This is a genomic window from Novosphingobium sp. (assembly GCF_032093395.1).
Classification (GTDB): Bacteria; Pseudomonadota; Alphaproteobacteria; order Sphingomonadales; family Sphingomonadaceae; genus Novosphingobium.
In genome coordinates, this window is record NZ_DAMDBA010000085.1 from 1,703 (window position 1) to 21,363 (window position 19,661).

23 protein-coding genes are annotated in these 19,661 nt (G+C 63.8%); 10 read left to right on the top strand and 13 right to left on the bottom strand.

Annotated elements, in window-relative coordinates; translation table 11 throughout:
- A partial coding sequence (locus RT424_RS20485) for a hypothetical protein (protein WP_313442017.1) occupies positions 1-264 on the top strand: 264 nt, incomplete at its 5' end.
- A 52-nt stretch (positions 265-316) separates the two neighbouring features.
- Complete coding sequence (locus tag RT424_RS20490; RefSeq protein WP_313442060.1) at positions 317-1,198, top strand: CoA ester lyase; 882 nt, start codon at positions 317-319, stop codon at positions 1,196-1,198.
- A 41-nt stretch (positions 1,199-1,239) separates the two neighbouring features.
- Here RT424_RS20490 and RT424_RS20495 read toward each other — a convergent pair whose 3' ends face one another.
- Positions 1,240-2,619 (bottom strand): M28 family peptidase, encoded by a 1,380-nt coding sequence (locus RT424_RS20495; RefSeq protein ID WP_313442019.1) that lies wholly within the window; start codon positions 2,617-2,619, stop codon positions 1,240-1,242.
- A gap of 109 nt (positions 2,620-2,728) precedes the next feature.
- Positions 2,729-2,968, bottom strand: a complete 240-nt coding sequence (locus tag RT424_RS20500; protein WP_313442021.1) for a hypothetical protein — start codon at positions 2,966-2,968, stop codon at positions 2,729-2,731.
- A 255-nt stretch (positions 2,969-3,223) separates the two neighbouring features.
- Here RT424_RS20500 and ettA point away from each other — a divergent pair, with 255 nt between their 5' ends.
- The 3 genes from ettA (at position 3,224) to RT424_RS20515 (ending at position 6,822) form a co-directional block, all read left to right on the top strand.
- Positions 3,224-4,897 (top strand): energy-dependent translational throttle protein EttA, encoded by a 1,674-nt coding sequence (gene ettA, locus RT424_RS20505; RefSeq protein WP_313442023.1) that lies wholly within the window; start codon positions 3,224-3,226, stop codon positions 4,895-4,897.
- 187 nt (positions 4,898-5,084) lie between these two features.
- Positions 5,085-6,044 carry an RcnB family protein gene (locus RT424_RS20510; RefSeq protein WP_313442025.1) on the top strand — a complete coding sequence of 320 codons (960 nt, stop codon included), beginning with the start codon at positions 5,085-5,087 and terminating at the stop codon, positions 6,042-6,044.
- A 112-nt stretch (positions 6,045-6,156) separates the two neighbouring features.
- On the top strand, positions 6,157-6,822 hold the full coding sequence (locus tag RT424_RS20515) for a 2OG-Fe(II) oxygenase (RefSeq protein WP_313442027.1): 666 nt from the start codon (positions 6,157-6,159) through the stop codon (positions 6,820-6,822).
- A 15-nt stretch (positions 6,823-6,837) separates the two neighbouring features.
- Here RT424_RS20515 and RT424_RS20520 read toward each other — a convergent pair whose 3' ends face one another.
- The 4 genes from RT424_RS20520 to RT424_RS20535 form a co-directional block, all read right to left on the bottom strand.
- A complete protein-coding gene (locus tag RT424_RS20520; RefSeq protein WP_313442029.1) occupies positions 6,838-7,365 on the bottom strand; it encodes a DUF1003 domain-containing protein in 528 nt (175 codons plus the stop codon).
- Positions 7,366-7,390: 25 nt separating this feature from the next.
- On the bottom strand, positions 7,391-9,007 hold the full coding sequence (locus tag RT424_RS20525; RefSeq protein ID WP_313442031.1) for a lysine--tRNA ligase: 1,617 nt from the start codon (positions 9,005-9,007) through the stop codon (positions 7,391-7,393).
- Between the two features lie 209 nt (positions 9,008-9,216).
- Positions 9,217-9,510, bottom strand: coding sequence for a DUF2218 domain-containing protein (locus RT424_RS20530; RefSeq protein ID WP_313442033.1), 294 nt, complete (start codon positions 9,508-9,510; stop codon positions 9,217-9,219).
- Positions 9,507-10,139, bottom strand: coding sequence for a PadR family transcriptional regulator (locus RT424_RS20535; protein WP_313442035.1), 633 nt, complete (start codon positions 10,137-10,139; stop codon positions 9,507-9,509). The genes RT424_RS20530 and RT424_RS20535 overlap by 4 nt, the downstream gene beginning before the upstream one ends.
- A gap of 251 nt (positions 10,140-10,390) precedes the next feature.
- On the opposite strand from RT424_RS20535, the gene RT424_RS20540 reads away from it, so the two are divergent.
- Positions 10,391-13,162 carry an ATP-dependent DNA helicase gene (locus tag RT424_RS20540; RefSeq protein ID WP_313442037.1) on the top strand — a complete coding sequence of 924 codons (2,772 nt, stop codon included), beginning with the start codon at positions 10,391-10,393 and terminating at the stop codon, positions 13,160-13,162.
- 13 nt (positions 13,163-13,175) lie between these two features.
- Complete coding sequence (locus tag RT424_RS20545) at positions 13,176-13,721, top strand: histidine phosphatase family protein (RefSeq protein ID WP_313442039.1); 546 nt, start codon at positions 13,176-13,178, stop codon at positions 13,719-13,721.
- 62 nt (positions 13,722-13,783) lie between these two features.
- Here the strand turns inward: RT424_RS20545 and RT424_RS20550 are convergent, their stop codons facing one another.
- From RT424_RS20550 to rpmF, 5 genes are all read right to left on the bottom strand, one after another.
- A complete protein-coding gene (locus tag RT424_RS20550; protein WP_313442041.1) occupies positions 13,784-14,257 on the bottom strand; it encodes a MerR family transcriptional regulator in 474 nt (157 codons plus the stop codon).
- Positions 14,258-14,298: 41 nt separating this feature from the next.
- Positions 14,299-14,592, bottom strand: coding sequence for an integration host factor subunit alpha (locus RT424_RS20555; protein ID WP_132262987.1), 294 nt, complete (start codon positions 14,590-14,592; stop codon positions 14,299-14,301).
- A 112-nt stretch (positions 14,593-14,704) separates the two neighbouring features.
- Positions 14,705-15,673, bottom strand: coding sequence for a beta-ketoacyl-ACP synthase III (locus RT424_RS20560; protein ID WP_313442045.1), 969 nt, complete (start codon positions 15,671-15,673; stop codon positions 14,705-14,707).
- On the bottom strand, positions 15,673-16,734 hold the full coding sequence (gene plsX / locus RT424_RS20565; protein WP_313442047.1) for a phosphate acyltransferase PlsX: 1,062 nt from the start codon (positions 16,732-16,734) through the stop codon (positions 15,673-15,675). Before plsX ends, RT424_RS20560 begins: the two co-directional genes overlap by 1 nt.
- Before the next feature lie 27 nt (positions 16,735-16,761).
- Positions 16,762-16,941, bottom strand: a complete 180-nt coding sequence (gene rpmF / locus RT424_RS20570) for a 50S ribosomal protein L32 (RefSeq protein WP_031342399.1) — start codon at positions 16,939-16,941, stop codon at positions 16,762-16,764.
- Between the two features lie 167 nt (positions 16,942-17,108).
- Here rpmF and RT424_RS20575 point away from each other — a divergent pair, with 167 nt between their 5' ends.
- Entirely contained in the window at positions 17,109-17,501 is a 393-nt protein-coding gene (locus RT424_RS20575; protein ID WP_313442050.1) for an MAPEG family protein, read from the top strand.
- A 59-nt stretch (positions 17,502-17,560) separates the two neighbouring features.
- Here RT424_RS20575 and RT424_RS20580 read toward each other — a convergent pair whose 3' ends face one another.
- Together RT424_RS20580 and RT424_RS20585 are read right to left on the bottom strand one after the other, a co-directional pair.
- A complete protein-coding gene (locus tag RT424_RS20580; protein WP_313442052.1) occupies positions 17,561-18,244 on the bottom strand; it encodes an MBL fold metallo-hydrolase in 684 nt (227 codons plus the stop codon).
- A gap of 97 nt (positions 18,245-18,341) precedes the next feature.
- On the bottom strand, positions 18,342-18,992 hold the full coding sequence (locus tag RT424_RS20585; RefSeq protein WP_313442054.1) for a LexA family transcriptional regulator: 651 nt from the start codon (positions 18,990-18,992) through the stop codon (positions 18,342-18,344).
- Between the two features lie 97 nt (positions 18,993-19,089).
- On the opposite strand from RT424_RS20585, the gene RT424_RS20590 reads away from it, so the two are divergent.
- Both RT424_RS20590 and RT424_RS20595 read left to right on the top strand, forming a co-directional pair.
- Positions 19,090-19,278 (top strand): hypothetical protein, encoded by a 189-nt coding sequence (locus RT424_RS20590; RefSeq protein ID WP_313442056.1) that lies wholly within the window; start codon positions 19,090-19,092, stop codon positions 19,276-19,278.
- A gap of 19 nt (positions 19,279-19,297) precedes the next feature.
- Positions 19,298-19,661 (top strand): hypothetical protein (locus tag RT424_RS20595; protein ID WP_313442058.1); only part of this gene is annotated, 364 nt, incomplete at its 3' end.

The following is a 19,661-nucleotide window of genomic DNA, read 5'->3' on the forward strand; positions in this document are numbered from 1 at the left end:
GCCGTCTCGCGCCGCATCCTTGAGGAATCGGTCACGAGACGGCGTGCGACCCGTATAGGGCTATCGCAGCACGGCCCGGAAAGTTCCGGCTCGCACTACTCGATCGTCAAGGATGATGAACGATCGAGAACGACGGCGCGGCTGCTACACGATTTTTCAATCGATTGCACCATACAACAGGTCTATCGCGAACTTCAGGTCGTTTTTTTTGCGAGCGCTCATCGCCGTGATGGTCTCCCGCAGAGACGAGCCCGGCGGCCTTGACCTGCCCTTCCCGCTCCGCGATGCCTCCCGCAAGCTGGAGGAAATCCTGATGATGACTGCCGTCGAGCAAGACAACCGCCCCCGTCGCAGCGCGCTCTATCTGCCTGCGTCGAACGCCAAGGCCATCGCCAAGGCCCGCACGCTGCCTTGCGACATGGTCGTTCTCGACCTTGAGGACGCGGTCGCGCCGGAGAACAAGGAAGAGGCCCGCGCCGCCGCGGTGGCCGCGGTTGCCGAGGGCGGCTTCGGAGATCGCGAGGTCGCTATCCGCGCCAATGGCATCGACACCGAATGGGGCGCCGCCGACCTTGCCGCCATCGCCGCTTCACAGGCTGACGCAGTGCTGGTGCCCAAGGTCAACGGGCCAGCCGACGTTGCCCGTTACCACGATGCACTCGCCGGCGCCGCGCCGGGGATGCGGCTCTGGACGATGATCGAGACGTGCGAGAGCGTCTGCAACCTCCCCGCCATTGCGGCCATGGCCAAGACGACGCGACTTTCACTCTGGATCATTGGCACCAACGATCTTGCCAAGGAGATGCGTGCGCAACTCACGCCGTGCCGCACGCCGTTCCTGCCCTTCCTGTCCATGGCGGCGGCAGCAGCCCGCGCCCATGGCCTGTCGATCCTTGATGGTGTGTGCAACGAGTTTCGCGACCTCGCCATGTTCGAGGCCGAGGCGCGTCAGGGGCTCATGTTCGGGTTCGACGGCAAGAGCCTGATCCATCCGGCGCAGATCGAGCCCTGTAACACCGTCTTCTCGCCGAGCGCGGCCGACCTGGCCTGGGCGAAAGCCGTCATCGATGCTTTCGCCCTCCAGGAAAACCAGGGAAAGGGCGCCATCCGTGTGGAAGGCAAGATGACCGAACTGCTTCATCTGGAGCAGGCGCGAAGACTGCTGGAAGTTGCTCGGCTGATTGGGAAGAACGGGTAAGCAAGCGAAGCCTTGGGGAATGGTCCCCAAGGCTGTCGCATTCAGCCTTCCCCCTTGGAGCCAGGCACCCTGGCGATCTCTCCGGGCTCGTTGGCGATCACATTCAGCACGGCCGTCCAGGCATCCACGTTCTGCTGGAGCGCCACCGGATCGACTTTGTCCAGCGTGTCGTCCGGCGTGTGGTGCAGATCGAAATAGTGCATGCCGTCCTGCCCGAGGTCGATCACCGCCAGTTCCTGCTTGGCTATGATACCCGAGACATCGGCGCCGCCCGTGGCCGGCTTGTCATTGTAGACGATGCCCATCGGCCAGAGCGCCGCTTTCAGCTTCTCCGCCAGCGCCTCGTTGCCGTCGGCCAGGGTCAAGCGCAGCTGCCATACCTTGTCGGCGCCGAAATCGCTTTCCATCGCCACCGCGTGCGGCTCGGTTCCGTGCATTTCGGCATAGGCCTTGCTCCCACCACCGGTGACGCCCATTTCCTCGTTCCCGGCCCATAGCACGCGGATCGTGCGCAAGGTCTTGCCATCTTTCTGCGCGGCCAGGGCGGCGGCAGTGACGATGCCGCAGCCCGAAGCGTCGTCGATGGCGCCGGTCGCGAGATCCCAGGAATCGAGATGACAGGCGAGCACGATCTTCGGCAACGAGGGATCGCGGCCCGGCAGGTCTGCGACCACGTTGCCGGAAGGCGCATTCGGGAACGGCTTGCCGAGCAAGGTCAGGTCGATCTTCATCGGCTTGCCGCGCTTGGCGATGCGCGCGATCAGATCGGCATCCGGGTTCGAAACGGCCCCCGCCGGAATGGCCTCCACGCCCTTGGCGAAAACGGTAACGCCCGTATGCGGGTTGCGATGGCTGTCGGTGCCGGCCGAGCGGATCACGATCGCCGCAGCGCCCTTTTGCGAGGCGATGGAAGGCCCGCGACGACGCACGTCGCCGTAAGGGCCGTAGCCCGAACCGTCCTGGGCAGCGCGCATGGCATGGTCGACGAAGGCAATCTTGCCCTTGAGCGAACCGTCCGGCGCGGCGCGCAGGGCATCGAGCGTGGGGAAATAGACAAGGTCGGCCTGGAGGCCCCTGGCAGGAGTCGGCGCAGAAAGGCCGAGCGCGGCAATCGCGAGCGTGTGCGGATAGGGCACGGTGAGCTTTGCGTGCTCCTCTCCACGCGTCCAGGCGAGTGTCCTGAACGGTTCGATCTTCACGTTCTCGAAGCCCAGCGCGTTGAGTTTTGCCTCGGCCCAGACGCGCGCCCGGCCTTCCTCGGGCGATCCTGCGAGGCGCGCCCCGATCTCTGTCGTCAGGCCCTCGACGATATCCCAGGCGACGCCCGATCCTTCTGTCGGCGTGGCCTGTGCCGACAGCGGAGCGGCGGCAAGGAGCGGAAAGGCGGCGAGAAGCGCCGCGCGGGAGAATCTGCGTTGCATGACAGATGCCTAACCCGCTCTGTCGCTCCTGCCAACCGGTCCATCTCGGCAACGATCTCAGGGGCCAAGATCTTGGGGGCCGATCAGGGCCGGCCCCCGGCAGTTCCTATCAGTTCCAGCTGCGGCCGTCCGCCGATGCGCAGCCATATGGCGGCAGCTGACCGGCGAAGCGTTCCTTCAGCTTGTTGCAGCCCCAGTCACGCAGCGGTCCCGGCGCATAGCCGTTCAGCGCGATGCCGACTTCATCGTAGGGCGTGTCGCTCTGCGCGACATACATGTACCAACGCCCGCCGAACATCACCAGTCCGGCCACGACGACAACGGTCACAACTTGCAGAATTTTCTGCATTTTCTTCTCCATCGACTTCAAGGGCGAGTGGCCCTGCCCGCGCGCGCCGAGGCAATCAAGTGTTTTTCCCCGTTAGATTTTCGTGCCACCCGGTACGTGTTCGCCAAGCGCCCATCCGCCGATGCAGATCCGCCGTGCCACGCGCAGACGCCGCCCTGCCGCGTCACCCGGGGCGCTGCCCTTGGCAACCGGGCCTCGCGCCTGTAGAGCGAGCGGCAACTTTTCCGATCCAGATCCTATTTCCAGAGGAAACCGATGGCTGCCCAATACGCCTTCGTCATGAAGGGCATGACCAAGACCTTCACCGGCGCCCCGAAGCCGGTGCTGAACGACATCAACCTGCAGTTCTACCAGGGTGCCAAGATCGGCATCGTCGGCCCGAACGGCGTCGGCAAGTCCACGCTGATCAAGATCATGGCCGGCATCGACACCGATTTCACCGGTGAGGCCTGGGCAGGTGAGAATATCACCGTCGGCTATCTGGAGCAGGAACCGGAACTCGATCCGACCAAGACCGTGCTCGAAAACGTCAAGGACGGCGCGCGCGAGACGGCCGACATGGTCGAGCGCTTCAACGCGATCGGCATGGAGATGGGCGAGGAAGACGCCGACTTCGAAGCGCTCGGCGCCGAGATGAGCGAGTTGCAGGACAAGATCGACGCCGTGGACGGCTGGACGCTCGACAACCAGCTCGAAATCGCGATGGAAGCGCTGCGCTGCCCGCCGGGCGACTGGCCCGTGGAAAGCCTCTCGGGCGGTGAAAAGCGCCGCGTGGCCCTGACCCGCCTGCTGATCCAGAAGCCGTCGATCCTGCTGCTCGACGAACCGACCAACCACCTCGACGCCGAATCCGTCGAATGGCTGGAAAACCACCTCAAGGAATACGCGGGCGCGGTGCTGATGATCACCCACGACCGCTACTTCCTGGACCACGTGGTGGACTGGATCCTCGAACTCGATCGCGGGAAGTACTTCCCCTACGAAGGCAACTACTCGACCTACCTCGAGAAGAAGGCCAAGCGCATGGAGCAGGAGGACCGCGAGGAATCCGGCCGCCAGAAGGCGCTCAAGGACGAGCTGGAATGGATGCGGCAGACCCCCGCCGCCCGCCAGACCAAGTCGAAGGCGCGTATCCGCAAGTTCGAACAGCTTCAGGAAGCCCAGGCCGGCCGCAAGCCCGGCAAGGCGCAGATTGTCATCCAGGTGCCCGAGCGTCTGGGCGGCAAGGTCATCGAGGTGAAGGGCATCTCGAAGGCCTTCGGCGACAAGCTGCTGTTCGAAGACCTGTCCTTCATCCTGCCGCCGGGCGGCATCGTCGGCGTGATCGGCCCGAACGGCGCCGGCAAGTCCACGCTGTTCAAGATGCTCACCGGCAAGGAACAGCCGGACGAGGGCTCGATCGACATCGGTTCGACCGTGCACCTCGGCTTCGTGGACCAGAGCCGCGACCATCTGGACCCCAAGAAGAACGTCTGGGAAGAAATCTCCGACGGGCTCGACTACATGAAGGTCAACGGCCACGACATGTCGACCCGCGCCTACGTCGGTGCGTTCAACTTCAAGGGCGCCGACCAGCAGAAGAACGTCGGCAAGCTCTCGGGCGGCGAGCGCAACCGCGTCCACATGGCCAAGATGCTGAAGGAGGGTGGCAACGTCCTCCTGCTCGACGAACCGACCAACGACCTTGACGTCGAAACGCTGGGCGCGCTGGAAGAAGCCATCGAAAACTTCGCAGGCTGCGCCGTGGTCATCAGCCACGACCGCTTCTTCCTCGACCGTCTGGCGACTCACATCCTGGCGTTCGAAGGCAACAGCCACGTCGAATGGTTCGAGGGCAACTTCGAGGCTTATGAAGAAGACAAGCGCCGCCGCCTTGGCGATGCGGCCGACCGTCCGACCCGCCTGGCCTACAAGAAGCTGACGCGCTGATCCGCAAGCGCCACGAAAGGCATGAGGCCGCCGCTCCACCGAGTGGCGGCCTCGTTCATTTTAAGGCTCGCCAAGATGAACGCCAGGCATCGTGGCGGTTCACCATTCCGACAGTGCCTCTCCCCTAAGGGTATTCCTTAGGATGAACCGCCATCGCCGGGCGGCAAATCCGGTTTGGTGACCGGACATGAAAAAGGAACATACACTGAAGGCGAAGACGCTCCTTTCGGCAGCGGCATTTGGCGCGATGGCCATTTCCGCTGTGGGACTCGCCATTCCCACCGCAGCGTTCGCTCAGGAACGTCCGCGCGGCGAAGACCGCAGCGGAGGAGAGCGACGTGGCGGAAACGGCGGAGCCTATCGCCCTGCGCCCCAGCCACGCCCTCAGGCCGCGCGCCCCCAACGTCCCGAGGTCGCCCGCCCCCAGCCGCAGCAGCGTCCCGATCGCGGGCCTGAGCGCGGAGTCGTGCGTGGCAATCCGAGTTGGACCTCCCAGGTCCGCTGGAACAACGGCGCCACACCGGACAACCTGCGGGGTTCGCCCCAGAACAACGATCGGCGCAATGACGATCGACGCGACAATGATCGTCGCTGGAACAACAACGACAATCGCCCCGATCGCAATGCCTGGGGCAAGGATCGCCGCGACAACGACGGCCGGGATAACGAAGGGCGCTGGAACAACGACGCCAATCGCCCGGACCGCAACGCCTGGGGCAAGGACCGACGCGACAACGATCGGCGCTGGAACAATAACGACAACCGCCCGGACCGTAACGCCTGGGGCCGCGATCGCCGCGACGACGATCGGCGCTGGAGCGGAAACGACAACCGCCGCTGGGACCGCAACGACTGGCGGCGTGACAGTCGCTACGACTGGCAGCGCTATCGCGATCGCAACCGCTCGGCCTATCGCATGGGCGGCTACTATGCGCCCTACCGCGATTACTCCTACCGCCGCCTGAGCATCGGGTTCTCGCTGGGTTCGATGTTCTACGGCAGCAACTACTGGATCAATGACCCATGGCAGTATCGCCTGCCGCCCGTCTACGGCGCCTACCGCTGGGTGCGCTACTACGACGACGTATTGCTGGTGGACACCTACTCCGGCGAAGTGGTGGACGTGATCTACGACTTCTTCTGGTAATGGCTCTGAACCCCCGGATCGTCCGGTCCGGGGGTTCCGGTCTTTTTTCAGCCACAGTTTCTTAAGCGGCCACGATTGATCCGCCACTATGCGGGGCTAGTCTCGCCCGACGATGCCGAAACCCGCCCACCCCGACTGCGACGCCCTGGCCCGGATCGGCACTAGCGTGCGCGAACGCCTGGGTACGGATCGCACGTTCGATCGCCTCCACGTCGAAGGCGCGGAACTCTACCAGGCCGACGCCTTCCTCAGCGATGTCGATTGCCGCCACCTCATCGCTCTGATCGATCATGTCGCCTGCCCGTCCCGCCTTGTCGAGGAAGGTGGCTGGGAGGACTATCGGACGAGCTTCTCAGGCGACATCGATCCCGAAGACAGCGTCGTGAAATCGATCGATTCACGGCTTTGCGACCTTACCGGGATCGATCCCCGCCATTGCGAATCGATGCAGGGCCAGCGCTACAACCAGGGTGAATATTATCACGAGCACTGGGACTGGTTCGACACCAAGGCGCCGTACTGGCGGCGCGAAAGCCGTAACGGCGGACAGCGAAGCTGGACGGCGATGATCTATCTGAACGCTGTCGACGAAGGTGGAACGACCGATTTCGTCCATCTCGATCTCCAGGTCGCGCCCGCCAGGGGATCGTTGCTGATCTGGAACAACGCACGGCCTGACGGCAGCCCCAATCCCCTGACGATGCACGCCGCTCGTCCCGTGACCAGCGGCGTCAAGTACGTGGTGACGAAGTGGTTTCGCGCCCGCCCCTGGCGCTGACGCTCCACCGGCCGGCTATCCGGCCTTGTCGTGTTCCGACTTGCGCGCTTCGAGATGGACGAGGAGTTGATCGAAGCGGCGGTGCAGGCGGATGATTTCCAGCTGGGTGCGCAAGTTCACTTCGTAGTCATGCCGCGCCGTGATGCGATCCTTGTCGGCCTGCCGGTTCTGGCTCATCATGATGACCGGCGCCTGGATCGCAGCCAGCATCGACAGCATCAGATTGAGGAAGATGTACGGATAGCCGTCGAAAGGCTTCAGCCCCAGCGCCGTCAAAATGGAACTGTTCAGCAGCATCCATGAGAACAGCACAACGGCAAAGGCGATGATGAAGCCCCAGCTTCCTCCTACCGCCGCCACGCCATCGGCCAGCCGATCGGCGCGGGTGGCATGAAGCGCGGCGAGTTCGTCGGCATTGGGCCCACCCACGGCTCCGCTGGCGATGCGCCTGAGGACATCCTGGTCCTCCGCATCGAGATCGCCGAACCGACGCCCGAGCAGCTCTTCGGCGAGTTCCTCGGGCGTTCGGGGAGTCCGTTGCATGGCGTGGTCCGTCAGCTGTTTTCCGTCAGATGGGGGCCGAGAGAGCCTCGGCGATCAGCTTGCGCGTTTCCGGAACGCCGTAGAGCGCGATGAAGCTGCCCATGCGCGGCCCCTGCGAAGAGCCGAGAAGCGTCTCATAAAGCGCCTTGAACCAGTCGCGCAGCGTTTCGAAGCCGAAAGTCTCGTTCTTGCCGATCTCGTAGACGATGTTCTGAAGGGTCTCGGCCGTAGCCTCGGGTCCGGCCTTCTCCAGTTCCACGTCCAGCACCTTCAGCGCTTCCGCCTCATTGGCATGGGGAGCACGGCGCTGGAGAGTCGGGGCGATGAAATCGCGGTTGGTAGCCAGCGCCGCGCGCACCATTTCGCCCAGTTCCGGATGCGCTTCGGGCGTGGCATCGGCGACATAGTTGCCAAGATAGGACCAGACCTGCTCCGCCGTGGCATCGGCGCCAAGCACGCCCACCAGATTGAGCAGCAGCGAGAACGTCACCGGCACGGTATCTCCCGCGCCCTTGCCCGCACTGCCGCTTTCGCCATTCGCGCGCAGCAGATGCCACACCGGGTTGCCAAGCTGCTTGTCGAGCGCCTGGTCGGCCAGGTTTCCGCGGAACTGCCAGTATTCGTCCACGGCCTTGGGAATGACCCCGGCGTGAAGCTGCTTGGCGCTCTTGGGCTCGCGGAACAGGTAGAACCCCAGGGATTCCTCCGTGCCATAAGTCAGCCACTGCTCGATGGTAAGGCCGTTGCCCTTGGACTTGGAGATCTTCTCGCCGTTCTCATCCAGGAACAGTTCGTAGATCAGACCTTCCGGCTTGCGGCCACCCAGCACCTGCACGATCTTGCCCGACTGGATCACCGAGTCGGTAAGATCCTTGCCGCACATCTCGTAGTCGACGCCCAGCGCATACCAGCGCATCGCCCAGTCTACCTTCCACTGAAGCTTGGCCTTGCCGCCGAACACCGACTGCTCGACGACCGAGCCGTCCTCGTCGGTGAAGCGGATCATGCCGGTGGCGGCATCGATCACTTTGACGGGAACCTGCAACACCACACCGCTGGTGGGCGAAACCGGCAGAACCGGCGAATAGGTCTTGCGGCGTTCCTCGCGAAGGGTTGGCAGCATGATGTCGAGAATGCCCTGGTTGCATTCCAGAACACGGGTCAGCGCGGCATCGAAGGCGCCCGAGTTGTAGCGGTCGCTCGCCGAGACGAACTCGTAATCGAAGCCGAAACGGTCCAGGAAGTCGCGCAGCATCGCATTGTTGTGATGCGCGAAGCTTTCATGCGTCCCGAACGGATCGGGAATGCGGCTGAGCGGCTTGCCGAGATTGGCGCCGAGCACTTCTGCGTTCGGGATATTCTCGGGCACCTTGCGCAGCCCGTCCATGTCGTCGGAAAAGGCCACGAGCCGCGTGGGGGCGCCGCCTGTCAGTGCTTCGTAGGCGCGGCGCACCAGCGTAGTGCGCAGCACTTCCTGGAACGTTCCGATATGCGGCAGGCCCGACGGGCCATAGCCGGTCTCGAACAAGACCGGCGCGCCGTTCGGTTTGCCCTGCGGATAGCGCTTGAGGAGCTTCTGGGCCTCCTGGAAGGGCCAGGCCTTGGACACACGTGCGGCTTCGATCAGGGCTTGTTCAGTCATGCAGCGCTCTTTGGCCAAAAGCGCGCAGAAGGCAAGACGTCACGCCCGGCAAGCGTCCGATGAGTCCGTCCTCCCGGACCTGATCCGGGACCGCTGGCAATCCTTGAGGCGATAGCTTGCGACGGTGCGCCCTTCCGAGAGGTGGGCCGTTCACGGCCAGCGGTCCCGGATCAAGTCCGGGACGACGAGTTTCTTACCCTTTTACCCGGTCACCCCTCCCGCCACTGCCAATCGTAGGCCAGCGGCGCCTCGCGGAATGCGAAGCGATCTATGTGGCGCGCAACCACATCGGTCAGTCGCTCCACATCGTCGCGATCCTGGCCCGAAATGGCAATGTCGATACCTTGCCCGTCGGCCGCCATGGTGGCGACGGCGTTGGGGAACGTCACCGTTCCCAGATCGCCGTCCACCTCGGTCTGCAGCTTGTGACTCCAGTGCTTGCAGAGCTGGCGCACGTACTTGCCGCCGTTTTCGGTAACCACACGCGTGGCAATCACGTTCATCCTTCGATCCTTTCGATCTTACGGGTCGCTTCGTCGAGGGCGTCGGCGATCTGCAGGATGATATCGCGATCGGTGCCCTCTTTCGAAAGGCGATCGAACATCGCGGTCTTCAATGCATGCATCGCCCGCCGAACGGGAGCGGGGTCCACTTTCTCGCGCGCTTCGGCCAAAGCGGAAAGACGTTCCTTCAGCGCGGCGGCTTTTTCAGTGTCGGCCTCGGCCTGGACGCGGCCCTGCTCGGTCGCCTGATAGGATTTGCGCGCACCTTCCTCCACGGCGGGAGCGATCAGACCGGCTTCCTCCATATAGGTCAGCGCAGGGTACACGACGCCTGGACTCGGCGCGTATTCCCCGCCGGACAGGGTTTCGATCTCGCGAATCAGATCGTAGCCGTGGCGCGGCGCCTGGACGATCAGGGCGAGCAGGAGAACCTGAAGTTCCGACTGCTCGAACAACCGCTTGCGCCGACCGCCACCAGGCCTGCCGCCCCCGAACCGACCACCGCCGAAGCCTTCGCCGCGACCGCCACGACCTCGGCCCCTGCCACCGGGGAAACCGCCCCCGAAATCTTCGAAGGCACCCCCGTCCGATCGGCCCCGTGCCATACCGAAGCCGCCGCGCCCGCGCATGGACCGCTCCTCGGGATGATGTCCGCATTCGCTGCGACGACGGCGATGCGCGCCGTGCTCATGGAAATTGAATGGGTCTCTCATATCTACTTTCTTCGTGTTCATGATGAGCTCAAGATATATCTTAAATCGATCTTCGCAAGAGACTAAAATGTATCTTGATGTATTTTCCTACGGCCGCGAATGCGTTTTCGACCGCCGAGCGCTTCCAAGGTTTCCTTTTTCCAACCGCCTTGCCTAAGACGAACGCCATGGCCGCCCTGCCCCTCCCCGCCCTTCACGCCAGCCACGGCGGTGCCTGGCTTCGCGACCGGATGGGGACGACTCGTCCGGTGTCGAAAGGCGAAGCGGTGATGTCGGCGGCGGATACGCCGCTGCTGCTGCTCAATGCGCCGCTCGTCGCGACCCGGCTGGGTTACCCCGATCTCTCCGGGCTCGACTTGCTGGAACTCTTCGCCTTCATGCACCCCGCGCGCTTCGTCGTGCCGACGCCCAAGGGGCTCGCGGGCGCGCTTGGTCTGGAAGAACCCAAGGACGATGCGGACGTGGCGCGGCTGTTGCAGGAAGCCGCAGGAGCGCTCCTCGACATTTGCGAAAGTCCCGACTGGGCAGAGCGCGAAGGCGCCTGGACCTCGCTGCAATCGCTGACCCGCATGCGCTGGCCCTGGGCCACGCTGCTGAACCCGCGCATCGCCCGGCCGGATCGCGCCGAAAGATGGCTGTTCACCCGCCTGCCGGAATGGGAGGAAAGCGCCGAATCGCCGCAGCCCAGGCAGGTCGCGCTGGACCGCGACGACGTTTTGCAAAGGCTCGCCCAGCTTACCGGCAGCGATGCGGAACAGCGCCCTACCCAGCAGGCTTACGCCGCTGAGGCCGCCGCAGCCTTTGCCCCGCGTCAATCGTCGGGACGGCCGCATGTGCTGTTGGCGCAGGCCGGAACCGGAATCGGCAAGACCCTGGGCTATCTGGCGCCCGCTTCGCTCTGGAGCAGTCAGTCCGGCGGCACCACTTGGGTTTCCACATATACGAAGGCGCTGCAACGTCAGTTGCGCAAGGAAAGCCGCCGCGCCTGGCCCGACCGCCGGGCGGACGGCACGCAGCCCGTGGTGGTGCGCAAGGGACGTGAGAACTACCTTTGCCTGCTCAATCTGGAAGATGCGCTGCAAGGCGGTTTCGCCGGGCGAGCAGCGATCCTGGCACAGCTCGTCGCGCGTTGGGCGGCCTATACCCAGGACGGCGACATGATCGGCGGAGATCTACCCGGCTGGCTCGGCACCCTCTTCCGCCAGCGCGGCATCACCGCCCTGACCGATCGACGCGGGGAATGCGTCTACGCCGGCTGCCCGCATTACCGGAAGTGCTTCATAGAGCGCGCCGCGCGCGCCAGCGCGGGCGCGGACCTCGTGATCGGCAACCACGCGCTGGTCATGATCAACGCCGCGCGCGGCCGCGATCACGCCGCCCGCCCCACGCGCATCGTGTTCGACGAAGGCCACCATGTCTTCGATGCGGCCGACTCCACTTTCGCCGCCGCCCTCACCGGTACCGAAGCCATCGAACTGCGCCGATGGGTGATCGGCCCGGAAAAGGCCTCGCGGGGCCGACGCCGCGGCCTTTCCGCGCGCCTGGCGGACGTCGCCAGTTACGACGAAGCCGGCGCCAAGGCGATCGAGGCTGCGCGGGCAGCCGCCGAGGCGCTGCCAGGCGACGGCTGGATGCAGCGGCTAGCCGATGGCGAAGCGTCAGGCCCGATCGAGGAACTGCTGGCGGCCGTCCGCGCCACCGTCTACGCCCGTGACGAAAGCGGCGGCCAGGAAGCCGGCTATGGCCTTGAAACGGAAGCGGCCGGCCTTGAAGGCTCTTTCGCGGAAATAGCCGAAGCCGCGCGCGAAGCGCTTGGCGAGCTTCGCCAGCCCCTCGTTCGCCTGGGCCTGCGCCTAGAAGCCCTGCTGGAAGATGCGCCCGACTGGCTCGATGGCCAGGGGCGTGCCCGGATCGAAGGCGCGCGCCAATCGCTGGGCTGGCGCGTGGATCTGCTGCTGGCCTGGGAGGCGATGCTGGGCCGCCTGAGCGGCCCTGCCGATCCGGAATTCGTCGACTGGCTGGCGCTCGATCGGTCCGAGGCGCGGGAATACGACGTCGGCATCCACCGCCACTGGCTCGATCCCATGAAGCCCTTCGCCAGCGTCGTGCTGGAACCGGCCCATGGCGTGGTCATGACTTCCGCCACGCTGCGGGACGGTGAAAACTGGAACAAGGCGATCGCCCGTTCAGGCGCGGCCCATATCGATGTGACGCCACGGCTTTCCGAACACCTCAGCCCCTTCGACTACGCCGCCCAAGCCGAAGTCCTCATCGTGAACGATATCCCGCGCGGCGATATTCCCGCGCTTGCCGGGGCTTACGCACGGCTGATCGAGGCGGCGGGTGGCGGCGTTCTGGGCCTGTTCACCGCGATCCGGCGCCTTCGCGCGGTCTACGGCCGCATCGCGGATCGCCTCGCCCGCGCCGGCCTGCCGCTTTACGCCCAGCATGTCGACCCGATCGACACCGGCACTCTCGTGGACATTTTCCGCGACGATCCGGCCGCATCGCTGCTCGGCACCGACGCCCTGCGGGATGGAGTGGACGTTCCAGGCGAGTCGCTGCGGCTCGTGATCATGGAGCAGGTTCCCTGGCCGCGCCCCACGATCCTGCATCGCGCGCGGCGCCTCGCCGGGGGCGGCTCCTCTTACGACGACGGCCTGATCCGCGCCAAGCTCGCCCAGGCTTTCGGCCGCCTTATCCGCAGCCGCGGCGATCGTGGGCACTTCGTGGTGCTTTCCTCCGCCTTCCCTTCGCGCCTGCTCAGCGCCTTCCCACCGGGCACCCCGGTTCTGCGCGTTTCGCTGGAGGAAGCCTTGCATCGCGTCGCCTGGGATGGTTCAGAGGGAACCGCAAGGCCCGACGAGGTCCGGAGTCCGGCCGGAAACGCTACGGAGCACCCGACAGAGCACCCGCCCCTTCGACCCGACTCCCAGTAGATCGAAAGCCTCGATGAAAACCCTTGGAATCTTCAGACACGCAAAGTCAGACTGGCACGATGCCCGGTTGCGGGACTTCGATCGCCCGCTCAACAAGCGCGGGCGCAAAGGCGCCGCGCTGATGGGCCTGCACATCCGCGACCATGCGGTGGGTTGGAAGCGCGTCCTTGCCTCCCCGGCGGTTCGGGTCACGCAGACCATCGAGCTGGCGGGAGAAGCGGCCGGTGAAATTCCGCCGGTCACTTGGGATCGACGGATCTATCTTGCCAGTTCGGCAACGCTGCTCGATCTCCTGCGAGAACAATCAGGAGATCCGCAGTCGATCATGCTGATAGGCCACAATCCCGGCCTGGAAGACCTGATCTTCGATCTCGTGCCAGATGACGGCAACAGCCCCATGCGCGATATGGTAGAAGAGAAATTTCCAACCGCTGCTTATGCGGTCCTGGAACTGGACATCGAATCCTGGGACGAAATCAGCGAAGCGTCAGGCCGCCTCGTTCACCTGACCCGCCCTCGCGACCTCGATCCCGAACTCGGCCCCAACGCTCTCGATTAGAGCAGTTTCCAGCCAAAGGCTTGGAGAATGCGGTATTTGAGGCAATCTGCCACCGGACGGAGTCAGGCTGCGGCGAGCGCCTGCGCCAGTCTATCGCGAATGCGGACGAGTTCCTGCGTAAAGATGTCCGCGTCGCCCGTCGCAGGCGCAGCGTCCCCTTGCTGGTTCGCTCCGGCCACGTCCCGCGGATCTGCGCCTTCAAGAGCCATGCGCGCACCCCGCAAGGTATAGCCCTCACGATTGACCAGGCGATCGATCTGCCCGATCAGGAATACGTCCTCGGGACGGTAGTAACGTCGATTGCCGCTCCGCTTGATCGGCTGGAGCGCGGGAAACTGCTCTTCCCAGTAACGCAGTACATGCTGGCGGATACCCAGCGCCTTCGTCACTTCGCCGATCGTACGCAGCGCGTCAGGCGCTTTCCCATCGTTGAAGATGCCCGGCCCGGCAAGTTCCCGTCCCGAAGACAGCCCTCGTACGGAAGCCTCTTCCTCAAGGAGAGGCTCTCCCGAACGGTTTGCTTCGCTGGCAGTCATTTCAGAACTCTCCGTATTACCGAGCCGATGCCGAATCCGGATCAGTCGGTAATGCGGTCCTTAAGCATCTGACTGGCCCGGAACGTCATGACGCGGCGCGGTGTGATCGGCACTTCGACGCCGGTTTTCGGATTTCGCCCGATCCGCTCGCCCTTGTCGCGAAGCAGGAAAGTGCCGAATCCGGAAATCTTGACATTCTCGCCCTCTGAGAGGGCTTCAGACATATGCTGCAATATCGCTTCCACCATCGCAAGCGACTCGGACCTTGATAGCCCGAGCTTCCTGTGGATGGCTTCAGCGATTTCTGCCCTGGTCAATGTGTCCGTGGAGCGCATAAGTCCCGCATCCCCTCCCTGCGACAACCCCCCGGACAATATTATGAAAAAATGCGGGAAAAGCAATGCTTCCCCGCATCAATTCAACTCATGTCCCGAACGGGATCAACAATCACATCCGAACGACGCTTGCGCCCCAGGTAAAACCGCCGCCCATGGCTTCCAGAACGACGAGATCGCCCTGCCGAATCCGACCGTCGCGAACGGCCTGGTCGAGAGCCAGAGGCACCGACGCCGCCGAAGTGTTGGCGTGCTGGCCCACGGTCATGACAACCTTTTCAACCGGCAGGTTAAGCTTTCGCGCAGTGGCATCGAGAATGCGGGCATTGGCCTGATGCGGCACGAGCCAATCGATATCCTCAGGCGAATTCCCAGTTTCCTCAAGGACTTCCCTGAGAACTTCCGCCAGGTTCACAACGGCATGCCGGAAGACTTCGCGGCCCTTCATGCGCAGCTTGCCCACGGTGCCGGTGGTGGAAGGTCCGCCATCGACATAGAGCAGTTCGTTATGGGCGCCGTCGGCATGAAGCCGCGTTGCAAGGATGCCTCGCGCGGCGTCGCCGTCCTGTTCCTGCGCCTCGAGCACGACCGCTCCCGCGCCATCGCCGAAAAGAACGCAAGTGGTGCGATCTTCCCAGTCCAGAATGCGGCTGAAGGTTTCCGAACCGATCACGAGCGCGCGCTTGGCCATGCCCGACCGCAGCATCGAATCGGCCACCCCGACGGCATAGAGGAAGCCCGAGCAGACAGCAGCGACGTCGAATGCGATGCCACCGCGGCAGCCGAGATTCTTCTGGACGATCGTGGCCGTAGCCGGGAAAGTCTGATCCGGCGTGGCCGTGGCCAGAACGATCAACTCGATCGACGAAGGCTCGAATCCCGCTGCTTCCAACGCCCTGCGCGCAGCATCGGTGGCGAGACTGGACGTCGTCTCGTCAGGTGCCGCGATGTGACGGTTGGAGATGCCGGTACGTTCGACGATCCACTCGTCGCTGGTATCGACGCGCTCGGCAAGCTCGGCGTTGCTGACCGCGCGGCGCGGCAGGGCAGAGCCGGTGCCCACGATGACCGAACGAAGCATCAGGCGCTCTCTTCCTGGACTCGGGGCTTGCCCAATGACGCCCCGCCCAGTCGGGCAAGGTCGGCGGAAATCCGCTCGGTCACGTTTTCCTCCAGGAGGCGTGCGGTCACCGCCACGGCATTGGCGACACCGGCGGCGTTAGCACCGCCATGGCTCTTCACCACGATACCGTTGAGGCCCAGGAAAACCGCGCCGTTATGGTTGTTGGGATCGAGATGATGCTTGAGCAGCTCGGTCGCGGGCTTCGAAATCAGGAAACCGATCTTGGACCGCAGTGAGCTGGTAAAACCGCGTCGCAGCAGATCGGCCACGAAGCGCGCCGTGCCTTCGACCGCCTTGAGCGCGACATTACCGGAAAAACCGTCGGTAACGACGACATCCATGTCTCCGCGCCCGAGCTTGTCGGCTTCCGTGAATCCGTCAAAGGATATCGAAAGATCGGCAGCCGAAGCCTTGAGCATGGCCGCCGCTTCGCGCAGATCGCCGGTGCCCTTGGTTTCTTCGGTGCCGATGTTGAGCAGACGCACGCGCGGTTGCTCGCGCCCCGTGGCGACACGGGCATAGGCAGCGCCCATGACCGCGAACTGCACGAGATTGCGCGCATCGCACTCGGCATTGGCGCCAAGGTCGAGCATGACCAGGTCATGATCTTCAAGGGTCGGCAGCAGAGCGGCCAGCGCCGGGCGATCGATGCCGGGCATCGTACGCAGCGCAAGCTTGGAAATCGCCATCAAGGCACCGGTATTGCCGGCACTGACAGCGGCTCCGGCGTCACCCGCCTTCACCGCCTCGATAGCGCGCCCCATCGAGGTACCCTTGGCCCGGCGCAAGGCCTGGCTGGGCTTATCCTCGCCACTGATGACGCCTTCGGTATGAAGGATCTCGGAACTTGCCCTGAGATTCGGATGGTTTTCGAGCGCGGCCTTGATCCGCGGCTCATCACCGACCAACAGGAACTTGAAGCGGTCATGTCGACGGCGCGCGAGAGCAGCGCCTTCAATCATGACGCGCACGCCCTCGTCGCCGCCCATCGCATCGACAGCGATACGCGGCAGACTCATGGGCAACCTCCGAAAATCGTCTTGGTCTTAAACTTCGACCGCGACGATCTCACGACCATTGTAGTGGCCGCAAGCGTTGCAGAGGTTGTGCGGACGCTTCAGCTCGCCGCAGTTCGGGCATTCGTGGAAAGCCTCGACCTTCAGCGCGTCGTGGCTACGACGCATGCCACGGCGGGAGGGGGTGGTCTTTCTTTTAGGGACAGCCATTTCGGCACCTGTTCCTGAAACTGGATTATTGTCAAAAAGGCCGCCGGAAACCGTATTCGCGGACCGGCGGCTTTGCGAAGGCGCGCCTATAACCGATTTCTCGTGAGTTGCAACCCGTCAGTCCCCGCAGCATCACCGTGAAAATCCACTTAGGGGGAAATCTGCCCATGATTCTTCAGACGACACTGTGCCTTGCCGCGGCGGCCGGCATTATCACATTCTGGCATATAGCACGGATCGGTCAGCTGCGCGTGCGCGAGAAGGTGCTGTTCGGCGATGGCGGCCACGACCCGCTCGCCCGCCGCATGCGCGCGCAGCTGAACTTCGTGGAGAGCACACCTTTCATGTTGATCCTTGCCGCAGCCATAGAAATGACCGGCAAGGGCGGCACATGGCTGGCGGTGGTCGGATCGCTGTTCATGCTGGGTCGCGTGTCGCACGCACTTGGCATGGACATAGACCGGCCCAACCCGCTGCGCATGGTGGGCGTTCTCATCACCATCCTGACTCTCCTGGGCCTGTCCACGATCGCAGTCCTGATCGCGCTGGGACGCTTCTGAGAATCGAAAAGGGCGGCGCACCGCACCGCCCTTCCATTTTATCCGATCGAAGCAGGTGCTCAGGCCGGCAGCCCACGCTCCAGCGCAGCGTCACCTACATAAGGATTCGTCTGCCGCTCGTTTCCGAACGTGCTGATCGGCCCATGCCCCGGAACGAACGTCACTTCGTCCCCCAGAGGCCAGAGCTTGCGGGTGATCGAATCGACGAGATCCTCCAGGTTGCCACGCGGGAAGTCCCAGCGGCCGATCCCGCCCTGAAACAGAACGTCGCCCACCATCGCAAACTTGCTGGGCGCGTGATGGAACACGACATGACCCGGGGTGTGCCCCGGACAGTGAACGACATCGAGTTCCAGTTCCCCCACTGTTACCTTGTCGCCATCCTCAAGCCAGCGATCGGGCTCGAAGGTATGCGCTTCCATGTTCCAGCGCGGGCCATCGTCGTTGAGCTGCGCTATCCAGAAGCGATCTTCTTCCTGAGGCCCTTCGATGGGAACCCCCATCTCCTTCGCGAAGACGCCGGCCATGCCGCAGTGATCCAGATGCCCATGCGTAACGAGGATTTTCTCCAGCGTTACGCCGGTCTTCTCCAGAGCCTGGCGCAGCTTGGGAAGATCGCCCCCCGGATCGACGAACGCGCCGCGCATGGTCTTGGTGCACCATATCAGCGAGCAATTCTGCTGAAGGGGCGTGACGGGAATTATGCCGACGCGCATCGGCTGCGGCTCAGGGTCATGGGTCATGACTGCGGAAATGGCCGCAAGCCCAGCCGAATGCAACCTCTGCCCCGGCTTCAGACTCCGGCCTCAGACAGACTCTGGCCTCAGACAGACTCCGGCTTCAGATCCGGCCACCTTTCCAGACCACGCGGCCGATCACCTCGATCTCCTCCAGCCCGCATTCGATGGGGCGATAGGCCGGATTGTCGCTCAGCAGAGCGATACGCCCCGCCCTTCCCGCCTCCAGCCGTTTTACCAGCACGGTATCGTCGAGCCGGACGACGTGGATTCCATCGCGCAGGGGCCGCCAATCCCGATCCACCAGAATCTCGTCACCGTCACGCAGGACGGGCTCCATCGAATCGCCGCTGACGACGATCGCGGAAAGCATCTCCGGCCGCAGCCCCATCGACCGCAGCCAGCGCGGCGAGAAGCGGATCGCCCCGAAGACTTCCTCGCCATCGGGCAACGCACCCGGCCCTGCTGAAGCGCCGATGGCCAGACGGGGAACATCGACCCAATCTGCAGCGTAGGAATTTTTCTCGGAAGCGTAGGATTTTTCCTTCGATTTGCCGAATTCCGATTCGTCGACGCCGAAGAAGCGGGCAAGCGTACCGCGATCGCCCTCTTCCAGCTTTCGAGGGCTACCCTTCCTTATAAACTGCTGAAGATAAGATGTATTTTTACCGATAAGTCGCGACAGGGAGGAAAGACTGACACCTTGCTCCTCGGCCAGTTCCAACAAGCGACGGCGGGTTTCGGCGTTTTCCATAATGTAATCCTACGCGTAGGAAATTTCCTAGACAAGCCCTCATGGATTGGAACATATTGGGAACAGAAAACGCGATTCCCGTATCGGAGCCCGGCCCATGCTTTTACGCCAGATAGAGCGCTTCCTGCGCCTTACCCGCATGTCCTGGACGAAATTCGGCCGTCTTGCCGCGCACGATCCCCGATTCGTCGGCGACCTGCGCAATGGGCGCCAGCCCCGCGCCGGAACGTCAGCTCGCGTTCGCCTTTTCATGACGTCTTATCTGGAGAGCCCACATGCACGTTAATTTTGCCCATGACCGCTCCATGCTGCAGTCGGCTCGCAAGGCCATGGGCGAGGCCACGGAGCGCGCCTTCTCACGCGGGCCCTGGCTGCTTCTGCTCGCCGAAATCCTGAAGCTCGCCGGTCCGCGGGTCGAATTCCTGCGCCACGCCGAACGCGCCTGGAGCAGCGCCACGTTCGCGGGATCACGGCACACCATTGCCCTCGCCTTCACCGACGACGCGGCCATTTCGGACGGAGAACGCTTGATCGAAGCCTTGCCGGAACACGAGTTCACGATTCCCGGCCAACTGGTTGCGGATGCCACCGTAGCCGAGGCACATCACCGGGCCGGACCTCCGGCCTGCCTGACGCTGGAAGTGGAGCTGCTTCTGCTCGACGACTGCT